The sequence below is a fragment of the Methyloradius palustris genome (assembly GCF_019703875.1).
Classification (GTDB): Bacteria; Pseudomonadota; Gammaproteobacteria; order Burkholderiales; family Methylophilaceae; genus Methyloradius; species Methyloradius palustris.
Genome location: NZ_AP024110.1, coordinates 876,211 through 889,574, shown reverse-complemented (window position 1 = coordinate 889,574; position 13,364 = coordinate 876,211). Strand labels below are relative to the sequence as shown.

The window sequence follows — 13,364 nt, the reverse complement described above, 5'->3', positions numbered from 1 at the left end:
CTTAATGAGAGCATTACCGTCAAATTAAAGCTTGACCATCATTTCATGCACTGCTTGTTTTAGCATTTGCTTAGAATAGCCATCTAAAGACTTTTCCTTTAATGAAAATATAACGTTAAATCTATTGGATAGATGTTTTGGCTTCCAATGCGTGTAGTTTCCAGAGGATTTTGGATAAACCCCAATAAAAGGGGTATTACAAGCACAAGCAACATGAACAAGGGACGTATCAGGCGTGATCAAAAAATTTAATAGTTTAATGAAGCTAACAATAAACATAATGTTATCTTTTGGCGGTAAAACAAAAACTTTTGAACTTCCCATAGAGTCAGCTAAACGCTTCATCTCAGCTAATGTTTGATGTGTTGCCAATAGAAAAACATTAGCATCTGGTTTTTCGTTCAATATTTGCTGGCACAATGCTATGCAATCTTCTGATTTCAGTCGCCGATCTACATGACTACTAAACAAATTAATACCCACATTAACACCTTGCTTAATATTTGCATTTGCCCACTGTCGTTGTTCGGCATTTGGATTTAATCTATAGAAATAATCATCCCTATTTAATTTGGCGCCTAATGCTGTTGCTATACCTAAATAAATCTCAGAGATTGGGTGTGTAACATCAACCTTACTCATCACATCGTATAAATCTAGTGATTTGGCATCGACTCCATAACGATTATTCTTAAAACTACTGGATACCCAAGTAGGACGGATTAATCGTATCGCAATAATCGCGTGCCAAATTAAATCATGGTACAAATCGACTACCATAGATAGCTTTCTTTTCCTCAACTTCATCAATACTGCTATACGGGCAAGCAATGATTTGGGGAAAATCAGTACCTCATCAACATCTGGATTTTGTATAATTACATCATAATTTGCCTTGCTCGCCAGTACCATGATGTGGCTATCTGGATAATACTTACGTAAGACATGAATCAATGGAGTCGTTACAATCATGTCGCCAATTCGGTCATAGCGCATGACAAGGATACTTTTTACTGATTGATGGCTAAGCGGTTGAGGAGATTCTTTTTTGCATAGCCTGCGCATAGCCCATGCTTTAATTTTGACTTTCAAAGACAATTTTTTATTAAAATTCGCCATAACCACACTAAATCTCTATCCTTGTTAACAATATAAAACCTAGCCGTACGCTAAAAAAGGGGCAGAAAAATACTTCTGTTATTAAGGTTGACAAAAAAATAAACTATTGAAGTAAGCTGCCAAGTATATTAAAAATTGTAATTGAAAGCCTCATGCGTATAAATACAACAATCACAAATCCAGAGCGTATTCTCATTTTTAGTCACGATAATAAAATCGGAGATGCCGTCTTACTAAATAGCTTGATTAAACCGCTGAAGCAACAATGGGTAAGTTGCCTTATTGATGTTGCTGCGGGAAAAAACAACGCCGCTATCTGGCAAGCAAACCCAGACATTAACAAAGTATTTATCATCCCCAGTCGTAGCGTATTAACACGTTTCTGGTGCGGCCTGAAGTTGAGCAGGAGCAATTATTCAATAGCGATTGTAACAAGCGGGGAACATCAAGGTAAAAGTTTCTCAATCATGAGGTGGGCCGCTCGGATAAAGCGAATTTTATGGATAAGTACAACACCTGTAGGCAGAAAGAACGACATATTAATAATAAGAAACTGGGACGATGGTCATTTTCTTGATAGATGCCAAGCCGTTTTAGATACTATTCTTAGCGCCCCAGTTAAAGTTAAACCTCAGCTAAGCTTGCCTCAAGATTCTATAAATTTTGCAAATGAGTATTGGAGAAATACCCACTCATCAGACTACACAAAGATTTTACTGAATTCTGGCGCAAGCGGAGATGATCGACGTTTATCCCCCCCCAAAGTACTACTAATTTGCGACTCTATTTTCGCTATAGCCCCAAAAGTCTTATTACACATCATATCTCAAAACACAAAACATGCTTCCGACTTAAAAAAGGAGCTTAACTCATCAAAACACTCAAACCAAATATTCATCACTCCGCCCAAGAAAAATATTTTAGACGTTGCTGCACTTATTCGTGATTGCGATGTTTTAATTAGCCCAGATACCTTCGCAATTCATATTGCGTCGGCATTCAACACCCCAGTCGTTGCGATTTTTATAGCCCCTGCTGCAATCATTAGCTGGAGCCCTAAATCAGAAATAAATCGCTTATTAATCGCAAATAAAAAAGTGGATAACATTGACCCCAATCAAGTCGCACGAGCCACAAGAGACATTATTAACACTTTAAATTTCCATATTGATAAATCTCAAAGCATATAAGGTATAAAATACATATACGCTTATAATTAAGCCCTCTTCATTTCAACCTTAGTAAATACTTATGAAGGTCAGTGGTTACACATTTATCAAAAATGGCACCTTACTGGGATATCCATTTATTGAAAGCATTCAATCATTATTGCCGCTCTGCGATGAACTCATTGTAGTAGTTGGTAAAAGTGAGGACGATACGCTTGAGAGAGTTAAGAACATTCCGTCAGATAAAATCAAAATTATCGAAACTCATTGGAATGAAAAAATGCAGGACAGAGGTTTCGTATATGCCCAGCAGAAAATGATTGCTCAATATGCATGCACGGGCGACTGGGCATTTTATCTTGAGGGTGATGAAATATTGCACCAACAAGACATTGAAACAATACGCGCAAGCATGCAAAAGCATTTAAAGAACCCAGAAGTTGAGGCATTAGTTTTTGATTACAAGCATTTTTACGGCAGCCCTGACTGGCTAGCAATTAGCCCAGGTTGGTACCGCAGAGCACCTCGCATTATTCGAAACACAATACGTAGCTGGGCACCAGATGGTCTATATTTTGTAATCATGGACAAAAACAAGCATGGCAGATATCCCAAAGCCGCTTTGGCAAATGCCTCAATTTATCATTATGGACATGTCAGAAACATTGCAGCAATGCGAGAGAAAAATCAGCGTGTTGGACACTATTGGGGCCATAACCACCCACTTTTTGACGGTTATCAAATTGATGCCCAAGCATTAAAACCATTTACTGAGTCGCACCCTGAAATTATTTGTACTTGGCTTAGAACTGAAGCAGAACAAAGCTACCACCAGAATCCAAATTACCAAGCCACACGTAGAGAAATTAAACACAGATATGCGATGAAACTAGAGAATTTATTTGGCTGGGAGTTGAGCAAAAAACATTATAAATTAGTAAAAGAAACCAATTGACTAAACACATCCAACAACTCAACCAGACAATATTACCGTGGCTCATCATAGCTGTTTGTTTTAGTTTTCCATTTGGAATAGGTGCTATCAATATCACAATAGGCATATTGTTTTTAGCTTGGTTATTTTCTGGCGAGTGGGAAACCAAGTACCAGCGAATAATTCAGAATCCAGCGTCAACTATTGCTATTGGACTATTTGTTTTATACGGCCTTGGAATGGTTTATTCCAACGTTGACTGGCATACAAAATCCATGTGGTGGTTTAGATATCACAAATTACTTTACATACCCATCGTCATCAGCATAATCACCTCAGACCGCCACAGAAATTATGCGATTAATGCTTTCTTAATTAGCTCAATTATCACCCTCACAGCCTCTTACTTAATGTGGGGTGGGCTAATTACTCCTAAAGACCTTACGCAAGGTTATATCGTATTTACCAACCGCATATACCAAAGCATACTTATGGCGTTTGCAATGTTTCTAATGCTGATGAAGGCAAAAAACCTCACGGGTTACTTCAGACTCACATGGCTTATTTTCTCAGCTCTGGTAATTTTCAATATATTATTTTTAGTCAATGGTCGCACAGGCCAAGTCTTAGCATTTGTTTTATTAGCACTTTTTTCTTATCAAACATGGGGGAAAAGAGCAATAATTGGCTTTAGCATTGCAATATCAATTACATTGACATGCCATCAATTTTTACCAGATTCCAGACTCACCGTAATTGGCAAAGAAATATCAAGCCACCATGCCAACGTAGTAGAAACATCATCAGACCAGAGAATTGAATATTATACAAACACGCTAATCTTAATTAAAAGGCATCCATTTTTGGGAGGAGGAACGGGGAGTTTTGAACAAGAGTTTAGCCAACTAGCAACATCTAAACATCTTGCTATCGATCATTTAGTTAACCCTCACAACCAATTCCTACTTATTACTCACGAGCTTGGCATTGTTGGACTTTTCGCGTTAATGGCATTTTTCACCACTCAGTGGCGTACTGCCAGCCAACTAAAAAAAACTAGTTACGGTACAGCAATGAAAGGACTCATTGTTACGATGGTAATAGGGTCGCTGTTTAATTCACTTTTACTAGACGCCGCAGAAGGAAAGTTTTTTTGCGTACTTGCAGGTGTCCTACTTAGTGCTTATATACCAAAAAGCAGTAGCCTTGTTGCTGATACCCCCAATCCCAGCATCAGTAACAAGAATTAAGAAGGTAGCCTAGAAGTTTTTCGATGGTCTAGCCAGCAAGCCCAAACAAACACAAAGATTAAATTAGAGTGCAATTCCGCATGAAATGCTTAAAACGCTTTTTGATTAAAGAGGCAATAGACTCGATTTCTCAATCAATTGCTCATCCTATTCACTCTAACAAATCTATATATTTGCCAGAAAAAGGAATACCTAAACTGGGATGGCGTGCATTTCGCAGATTATTAGCATATCGGTTAAGCGGACAAAAAAAATACTTGGTCAAGCATATAAAGCCGCAATGGAAAAAATGTTTATGGCTTTATTATGATATTCCACAAATTGGGGATGCCTTAATGGATCTGGCGCCAAGATCACTACTTAATGAACATGGTATTCAAATTGATTTATTCTGCCCAATACATATCGCGTCACTGTTTGCTGACGACCAATGGCTGAATAGGGTTGAATCAGACAAGTCCAAGATTAATGCAAAGCAATATGACTTTGTGATTGTATCAAGCATGAAATGGCGATCCATTCGCCACAAAATTTACTATGCTTGGTACCTGCCATGGTTAAGTATATTTGGTAAATTTTCTGGTCCTGAAATTAATCGCTCACTTTATTCAACAAAAAAAATTGTTGAATTATTGAACACAACACTTACCCGTGCGCAACTTTCCTATCATGCACACCAAAAACTCAGCTTAACGAAAATTACAGAACATTCAATAAACAACGTAGATGTAACAACAATTGCCATAGGAGGTGCAGACTCCACCAGAACTTATAGGCACTGGTATGAGGTTGTTTTAGAGCTTAAAAAAATGGATAAAAAAAAGGTAGTGCTCGTGGGTAGTGAAAATGGTGTTTCTTATGCGGAAAAAATACTATCGTTAGAAGACGATACCTTTGAAATAAAAAACTTGGTGGGGGAAACCAGCCTAAAAGAATGTCAAAAAATCATGCAAGAATCATCCCTCATCATTGCTGCAGATGGCGGTTTAATGCATCTTGCGATCAGCACAAATAAACCTGTGCTCTCATTATTCAATAATGCCATCAATCCTATATGGCGGCTGCCAGATGAATTACTCGCCCTGTCAATTCAGGCAAAATCTCGCGACATTAATACGATTCTCCCAGAAGACATTATTAACATGGTCAAAACAGCCCAGCAGCATTCCGCCTAATGCAAAATGCATTTATATAGAACTTGGGACTGACGTGGATTAGATCCTAAATAGTTTAATTCAATACGGCCTGCGAACGCCCATTATGTGTATTACTCCATCAATCCTCATATTTAAGCAGCGAAATCATTGACTCATTTGAAACACAAATCACAGTTTTCGGAAATACCATATGATGTAAGAGTTATTGAGCATACTGTAGAACAAACTGCTCTTTCTGAGGTATATTGATCTCGCTTAGTTATCATCATTCACAAAACTCACAAACCGCTCGCAAATTGAACCCACCTAAACTCTCCATCATCATCATCACCAAGGATGAAGAAGATAGCATCTTAGAGTGTATATCCTCAGTCAAATGGGCAGATGAGATTGTTGTAATAGATTCTGGCAGCATGGACAGCACTGTCGAAATATGCCGTTCATTTGGCGCTAAAGTACATATTGCAAAAGATTGGCAAGGTTTTGGTAAACAAAAGAATCGCGCATTGGCTTTAGTTAGCCATGAATGGGTATTATCAATTGATGCGGATGAGCGTGTGTCAGAAGCGTTGCATTCAGAAATAGAAGAGACGATAAGGTCGAATCCTTTAAACTCAGCTTTTCAAATTTCAAGATCGTCGAGTTTTTGTGGGCAGTTTATTAATCACTCTGGATGGAATCCAGATTATGTAACAAGATTATTTAAACGTGGTGAAGCAAAATTTAGTGACGATATTGTTCACGAAAAATTGATTACAAATTGTCAGATAAAAAATCTGTCATCCCCATTAATTCACTTAAGCTACAACAACCTAGAAGATGTTCTTATCAAGCTAAACAGATATTCCAGTGATGGGGCCGCCATGTTGTTGGCCAAGAACAAACAAACTAGTGTTTTAAGCGCTGTGTTGCGTGGACTATGGGCATTTCTTCGAACATACATTTTGAAACTTGGCATATTAGATGGTCGCATGGGATTTATACTTGCTGTATACAATGCTGAAACAACCTATTACAAATACCTCAAACTCATGATGTTAAATAACAAAGAACTGGGCTAAAACGTCTAAATATGGAACGGCTTAACCCGAAGAAGATTCTTGCTATTCAATTTAAGTACTTTGGTGATACGGTGTTTATTACACCAGCTTTGCAAGCAATTAAACTGCATTATCCGCAAGCAGAATTACATGTCCTGATAGCCGCAGAAATGGCTCCCTTACTTGAGAATTCAACGTTCATTGATAAGCTATGGGCAATGCCCAGAAAACGCGGAAAAGCAAACATTAAAGAGACTTGGCCACTCATTAAATCTCTTACAAAAGAATGCTTTGATCGAGTTGTGGACTTTGGCGGCAATGATAGAGGTGCCATATTTGGACTACTAGTAGGCGCGCCCATCAGGCTTTCATATCGTGAGCACAAACAAGGGTTCATTAAAAAAATTGGGTATACGGACACAGTTGCTATTGAATCCCTCAGTTACGTCTATGCTCAGACACATCTTCAATTGCTTGCGCAATGGGGAATTAAGCCGAAAAATGATTTAAAGCTCAGTATTTCGAATCACTCCGCAGCGATTAACGCTGTGAGCACAATCATTCCCCCGAATACGATTTTATGTCATTTAGCAACTTCTCAAGTGAAAAAAGAGTGGCCATTGGAAAAGTGGTACGAATTTTATAAACTTGCTAGAAATGCAGGTTATTCATTAGCGTTTTCAGCTGGTACTAATGCGAGAGAGCGCACCTTGCTTGCGGATTTTAAAAAGATGGATGCCAACATCATCATCATTCCATCCATCCCAGACTTAGCTCAGTTTTTAGCATTAATAAGCCGTGCAAAACTTTTTATTGCAGGTGATACAGGCCCTTTACATTTTGCTGCTGGCTTAGGTATTCCTGTAATTGGTTTATATGCAGTTGGCAACTCTATTCGTTCCGTGGCCCCTCATTATCAAGCTGAAGAAGTGGTCGTTGGTGATGACTGCGCATGCTTCAAAAGCGCTGAGTTAGACAGCAAACCAACATGCGGCAGTCCAAATCCCTGTATGGATGGTATTCAGCCTCAACAAGTGTTTGAAAAATTACAAGCAAGGCTTGCAACCTTTGCTTAATCACAAAGATATATGAACATCCTTATCATCAAAACCTCGTCTATGGGCGATGCAATTCATTGCTTGCCTATCATTGCCGATATCCGCGCAAAGTTTCCAGACGCAAAAATTGATTGGGTGATTGAGGAAAGTTTTGCTGAGATATTGGCGCTTAATCCTCACATTAATGCAATCATTCCTGTTGCCATCAGACGTTGGCGCAAGCACTTGTTTAGCAAAAGTACGTGGCGCGAAATATCATGCTTTAAAAAGCAATTAAGTGCCGAACAATATGACTTGATATTGGATATGCAAAGCTTGCTTAAGAGCGCATTAATCACCACATTTGCCAAGGGGATTCGGCATGGTCAGAATTACAAAACTACACGTGAGCCGTTAGCGGCACTTTTTTACCATCACACGCATTTTGTGCCTCGCAACCAGCATGCTGTTGAGCAAAACCGTGCACTAGCAGCTAAAACGCTTGGCTACACTTTGCCTGCCAGCTTGCCTGAGTATGGGTTATCAGCTAGGCCATCAGACGACGAATCTGGTATTGATTTACCTGAAAATTATGTGATTGCCTTTCACGCCACAAGCAGAGACTCTAAACTTTGGCCAGTTGATCATTGGATTGCACTGGGCAAAGCACTTCAAGCTAAAGGCTTTACTTTAGTAATACCTTGGGGAAATGAGGATGAGCATCTACGCGCGAATACAATTGCTGAAAATGTAGCGTCATCTATAGTGCTACCAAAATTCGGCCTGGCAACACTAGCAGGCGTTATTGGTAAAGCAACTGCAGCAATCGGCGTAGACACTGGGCTAATACATCTTGCAATCGCTTTAAAAATCCCTAGTATCGCGATTTATACAGATACCTACCCAGCATTGAATGGTGCTTACGCTGGTGAAGGCTCTATTGCAATTAATCTTGGCGGGAAAAATGACAGTCCCGACGTCAATCAAGTGCTCACAGCCTTCTCGGAACTCAAACGCTAAGCTACAAACCTGTTTCGCATATTTAATAGAGTTTTCGTTAAATAGACTTGAAAATAACTCAAGACGCCTCATTTAAATTGAATTAGATGCAGTAATTATCATTAATAAAAATTACCAAGTGATAAAGGATAGCCATGCAGCAAGAAGACCAAACTCCTATGGACCAGGAAAGCCCACTGGATCAAGAAAACACAAACCAAGTAGATCAGATTGCTGAGCTAGAAGCGCAACTGGCAGAGCAACAAGCCGCTGTTTTGTATGCCAAAGCGGAAGGTGAAAATATTCGCCGCCGTGCAGCGGACGACATCGATAAAGCACGTAAATTTGCACTTGAGAAATTTTCAGGCGAATTACTTGCTGTCAGAGATAGTCTGGAAGCCGCATTAAATATAGAAACTGGCACGCTCGAAAGCTACAAGAATGGTGTTGAGATTACCGTTAAACAACTCTCCCATGTGTTTGAGAAATTCCATATCGTGGAACTCAACCCAGTCGGTGAGAAATTCGATCCGAACAAACATCAAGCCATCAGCTCTGTAGAAGCAGACCAAGAACCAAACACCGTAGTCAGCGTACTGCAAAAAGGCTACACGCTTAATGACCGCGTGCTGAGACCTGCGCTGGTCATGGTTGCCAAGGCAAAAAGTTAAATAAAAATACAACTCAGCTTCTTGAAATGGAAAACATAATCCCCACTTTTAGAACATGAGTATTTAGATGACTCCAATCTATAGTTAAAAATTACGAGGAAAACATGATGGGTAAAATTATTGGTATTGATTTGGGAACAACAAATTCCTGTATCGCAGTGATGGAAGGCGGCAAGCCACGGGTGATCGAAAACGCTGAAGGCACTCGCACAACTCCATCGATTATTGCTTATCAGGAAGATGGCGAAATTCTGGTTGGTGCTCCAGCCAAGCGTCAGGCTGTTACTAACCCAAAAAATACGCTGTATGCTGTAAAGCGCCTAATTGGCCGCCGCTTTGATGAAAAAGAAGTGCAAAAAGACATCGGTTTGATGCCCTACACCATTACTAAAGCCGATAACGGCGATGCATGGGTAGAAGTGCGTGGCGAGAAAATGGCACCACCACAAATCTCAGCCGAAGTTCTGCGTAAGATGAAAAAAACCGCAGAAGACTATCTAGGTGAAGAAGTTACTGAAGCAGTGATTACCGTACCAGCTTACTTCAACGACAGTCAACGTCAAGCCACTAAAGATGCTGGCCGTATCGCTGGTCTTGAAGTTAAACGTATCATCAACGAACCTACTGCTGCTGCCCTCGCCTTCGGCCTGGACAAACAGGAAGGTGATCGCAAGATTGCTGTTTACGACTTAGGTGGCGGTACTTTTGACGTTTCCATCATTGAGATTTCAACCATTGATGGCGAGCACCAGTTTGAAGTGCTTTCTACCAATGGCGATACTTTCCTTGGTGGTGAAGACTTTGACAACCGCTTGATCGATTTCTTGGCTGATGAATTCAAGAAAGAAAACGGTGGTCTCGATCTGCGCAACGATTTGCTTGCGAAACAACGCCTGAAGGAAGCAGCAGAAAAAGCCAAAATCGAGCTTTCATCTAGCCAGCAAACTGAAGTGAATCTGCCTTACATTACCGCGGATGCCACTGGCCCTAAACATTTGGTTGTAAAGATCAACCGCGCGAAATTCGAGAGCTTGGTTGAAGACCTGATTGAACGTTCAATCAAACCATGCGAAGTGGCGATTAAAGATGCAGGCGTTAAATTGACCGACATTCAAGATGTAATTTTGGTCGGTGGTCAGACTCGCATGCCTAAAGTGCAAGAAAAGGTTAAAGAGTTCTTCGGCAAAGAGCCACGTAAAGACGTAAACCCTGATGAAGCGGTTGCTGTTGGCGCTGCTATTCAAGGTGGTGTGTTGCAAGGTGATGTGAAAGACGTTCTGTTACTAGACGTAACGCCATTATCTTTGGGTATTGAAACCTTGGGTGGCGTCATGACCAAGCTGATCAAGAAGAACACCACCATCCCAACCAAGGCTGCACAAGTGTTCTCTACAGCTGATGATAATCAGTCCGCAGTGACCATTCAGGTGTTACAGGGTGAGCGTGAAATGGCTTCTGGCAACAAGAGTTTGGGTCAATTCAACCTGAGCGATATTCCACCTGCACCACGTGGTATGCCGCAAATTGAAGTGACTTTTGATATTGATGCCAATGGTATCTTGCATGTTTCTGCCAAAGACAAAGCAACAGGCAAGGAAAACAAGATTACGATTAAGGCTAACTCTGGCTTGAGTGAAGAAGAAATCAAGCGCATGGAAGAAGATGCTGCCACCCACGCCGATGAAGACAAGAAGCTGCGTGAACTGGTTGATGCGCGCAACACCGCAGACGGCATGGTCCACAGCGTGAAGAAATCACTGGCTGAACATGGCGACAAGCTAGACGCTGGCGAAAAAGACGCCATCGAAGCTGCCATCAAGGAAGTGGAAGAAGTGCTGAAGTCTGATGACAAAGATGCGATTGAAGCCAAGAGCAATGCATTGATGGAAGCTTCACAAAAGTTGGGTGAAAAAGTCTATGCGGCCAGCCAGGCAGAAACTGCCAGCGCTGAAACCAACGAAGGCACACCGAATGAGAAAACCGTAGATGCAGAAATCGTGGATGCGGAATTCGAAGAAGTAAAAGACAGCAAGAAATAAATCTAACCAGTCACGGGGGACAGCGAGGCCAGAGCAATCTGCACCCTCGCTGTCCTCCGTGCTATGTGTGGCGAGTATAAATGGCAAAACGTGATTATTACGAAGTTCTCGGCTTAAACCGGGACGCGTCTGAAGATGATATCAAAAAGGCTTATCGCAAGCTGGCGATGAAGCATCATCCAGACCGCAATCCAGATAACCCAAAAGCCGAAGAAAGCTTTAAAGAGGCGAAAGAAGCCTACGAAATGCTTTCGGACGATCAAAAGCGCGCAGCTTATGATCAATATGGCCATGCAGGTGTAGACCCTAGCGCTGGCCCCGGGCCTGGTGGTCAGGGTTTCGGCAATTTCTCTGATGCGTTTGGCGACATCTTTGGTGATATTTTTGGCGGTGCTGCTAGTGGGCGTCGCTCTAATGTTTATCGTGGCGCTGATCTACGCTACAACATGGAAATCTCGCTTGAAGACGCGGCGAGAGGATCTGAAACCAAGATCCGCATTCCAGTCATGTCAGAGTGTGAAACCTGCCATGGATCAGGTGCACGGCCTGGTACGCAGCCTGTCACTTGCACTACCTGTAGCGGCCATGGCCAAGTGCGTATGCAACAAGGCTTTTTCTCAGTACAGCAAACCTGCCCTAAATGTCATGGCAGCGGCAAAATGGTTAAGGAACCTTGCCCAACCTGCCAAGGCGGTGGTCGCGTTAAGCAACACAAAACACTAGCGGTTAAGATTCCAGCAGGTGTGGATGAAGGCGATCGCATTCGCCTATCTGGCGAAGGCGAAGCTGGCGTTAATGGCGGCCCTCCAGGCGATCTGTATGTCGTCGTTCACCTCAAGCCACATAACATCTTCCAGCGCGAAGGCAGCAATCTACATTGCGAAATGCCCATCAGCTTTACCACTGCTGCATTGGGTGGCGAGATTGAGATTCCCACCTTGGATGGCCATGCCAAGATGAAGATTCCAGCGGAAACGCAGACAGGCGCTGTATTCCGCCTGCGTGGCAAAGGCATCAAACCATTGCGCGGTAGTGATAATGGCGACTTGATGTGCCATGTCATAGTCGAAACACCAGTTAAACTGACCGATAGACAAAGAGAGTTGTTGCAGGAGCTAGAAACCATTAATCAGCAAGATTCTGGCAAGCATAGCCCTAGAAACAAAAGCTGGATGGATAAGGTGAAAGATTTCTTTGAGTAAATAAAAAGGCCTGCGATTGCAGGCCTTTTTATTTACATAATTTCTACTGCGTACCCTTCTGGATAAATTCAATCTTGTAGCCATCTGGGTCTTCAATAAAAGCAATCACGGTGGTGCCATGCATCATTGGGCCAGCTTCACGAACTACTTTACCGCCTGCCTTCTTGACTGCATCACAAGCGGCGTAAGCATCGTCCACTTCAATCGCAATATGGCCGTAGGCGTTGCCTTTGTCATAGCTTGAAGTATCCCAGTTATGGGTTAATTCGATGACGGTATGGTCTTTTTCATCGCCGTAGCCAACAAAGGCCAGCGAGAATTTACCGTCAGGGAAATCATGCTTGCGCAGCAGTTTCATATTCAACACATCGCCATAGAACTTGATGGATTTATTCAAGTCACCGACTCTTAACATAGTGTGTAACATTCGCATTGATCTTCTCCTAATTCGTTTTTATCTTTTTAATTTAAAAAAATTACTAGCGTTTAATGAATTATACGCCGTGTTGTTTATCCGACTCCAGCGAGCTTAGTCTGAAGACTCGAGTGCAAAGTTGCCAGCACAATTCATGCAAATACATGACTGATTGCGTTCGGATTCGGGTACTTTTGCGATCACATCAATAGAAATATTCTGTTGTTTACACCAACACTGCGCTTGCAAATCACCTGTGCTGGCGATTGCACATCCATTAATTTCATTACAGATCGGGCAAAGAGGATTGCGTTTTGCTAGCACACATAATC

Annotated in this window: 13 protein-coding genes; 10 read left to right on the top strand and 3 right to left on the bottom strand. The window is 41.6% G+C overall.

The genetic code is table 11. The annotated features are described in order from the left end of the window. Window positions 1-24 precede the first annotated feature (24 nt). Window positions 25-1,119 (bottom strand): glycosyltransferase family 9 protein, encoded by a 1,095-nt coding sequence (locus ZMTM_RS04320; protein WP_221765087.1) that lies wholly within the window; start codon window positions 1,117-1,119, stop codon window positions 25-27. A gap of 152 nt (window positions 1,120-1,271) precedes the next feature. On the opposite strand from ZMTM_RS04320, the gene ZMTM_RS04315 reads away from it, so the two are divergent. From ZMTM_RS04315 to dnaJ, 10 genes are all read left to right on the top strand, one after another. After that, window positions 1,272-2,309 (top strand): glycosyltransferase family 9 protein, encoded by a 1,038-nt coding sequence (locus tag ZMTM_RS04315; protein ID WP_221765086.1) that lies wholly within the window; start codon window positions 1,272-1,274, stop codon window positions 2,307-2,309. A 61-nt stretch (window positions 2,310-2,370) separates the two neighbouring features. Then, on the top strand, window positions 2,371-3,243 hold the full coding sequence (locus tag ZMTM_RS04310) for a glycosyltransferase family 2 protein (protein ID WP_221765085.1): 873 nt from the start codon (window positions 2,371-2,373) through the stop codon (window positions 3,241-3,243). After that, window positions 3,240-4,472 carry an O-antigen ligase family protein gene (locus tag ZMTM_RS04305; RefSeq protein WP_221765084.1) on the top strand — a complete coding sequence of 411 codons (1,233 nt, stop codon included), beginning with the start codon at window positions 3,240-3,242 and terminating at the stop codon, window positions 4,470-4,472. Before ZMTM_RS04310 ends, ZMTM_RS04305 begins: the two co-directional genes overlap by 4 nt. An 80-nt stretch (window positions 4,473-4,552) precedes the next feature. Beyond that, complete coding sequence (locus ZMTM_RS04300; protein WP_221765083.1) at window positions 4,553-5,647, top strand: glycosyltransferase family 9 protein; 1,095 nt, start codon at window positions 4,553-4,555, stop codon at window positions 5,645-5,647. 278 nt (window positions 5,648-5,925) lie between these two features. Then, window positions 5,926-6,690, top strand: a complete 765-nt coding sequence (locus ZMTM_RS04295; RefSeq protein ID WP_221765082.1) for a glycosyltransferase family 2 protein — start codon at window positions 5,926-5,928, stop codon at window positions 6,688-6,690. Window positions 6,691-6,701: 11 nt separating this feature from the next. Beyond that, complete coding sequence (locus ZMTM_RS04290; RefSeq protein WP_221765081.1) at window positions 6,702-7,745, top strand: glycosyltransferase family 9 protein; 1,044 nt, start codon at window positions 6,702-6,704, stop codon at window positions 7,743-7,745. 12 nt (window positions 7,746-7,757) lie between these two features. Further along, the gene (gene waaC, locus ZMTM_RS04285) at window positions 7,758-8,726 is read left to right on the top strand and encodes a lipopolysaccharide heptosyltransferase I (protein WP_221765080.1); all 969 of its coding nucleotides are present in this window, start codon (window positions 7,758-7,760) and stop codon (window positions 8,724-8,726) included. Between the two features lie 134 nt (window positions 8,727-8,860). Then, window positions 8,861-9,376, top strand: coding sequence for a nucleotide exchange factor GrpE (gene grpE / locus ZMTM_RS04280; protein ID WP_221765079.1), 516 nt, complete (start codon window positions 8,861-8,863; stop codon window positions 9,374-9,376). Window positions 9,377-9,483: 107 nt separating this feature from the next. Beyond that, on the top strand, window positions 9,484-11,415 hold the full coding sequence (gene dnaK / locus ZMTM_RS04275; RefSeq protein ID WP_221765578.1) for a molecular chaperone DnaK: 1,932 nt from the start codon (window positions 9,484-9,486) through the stop codon (window positions 11,413-11,415). 80 nt (window positions 11,416-11,495) lie between these two features. Then, window positions 11,496-12,617: a molecular chaperone DnaJ gene (gene dnaJ / locus ZMTM_RS04270; protein ID WP_221765078.1), complete on the top strand. Its 1,122-nt coding sequence runs from the start codon at window positions 11,496-11,498 to the stop codon at window positions 12,615-12,617. A 43-nt stretch (window positions 12,618-12,660) separates the two neighbouring features. Here the strand turns inward: dnaJ and gloA are convergent, their stop codons facing one another. Both gloA and ZMTM_RS13570 read right to left on the bottom strand, forming a co-directional pair. Further along, the gene (gene gloA, locus ZMTM_RS04265) at window positions 12,661-13,050 is read right to left on the bottom strand and encodes a lactoylglutathione lyase (protein WP_221765077.1); all 390 of its coding nucleotides are present in this window, start codon (window positions 13,048-13,050) and stop codon (window positions 12,661-12,663) included. Between the two features lie 96 nt (window positions 13,051-13,146). Then, on the bottom strand, window positions 13,147-13,356 hold the full coding sequence (locus tag ZMTM_RS13570; RefSeq protein ID WP_221765076.1) for a cysteine-rich CWC family protein: 210 nt from the start codon (window positions 13,354-13,356) through the stop codon (window positions 13,147-13,149). Window positions 13,357-13,364: the final 8 nt, after the last annotated feature.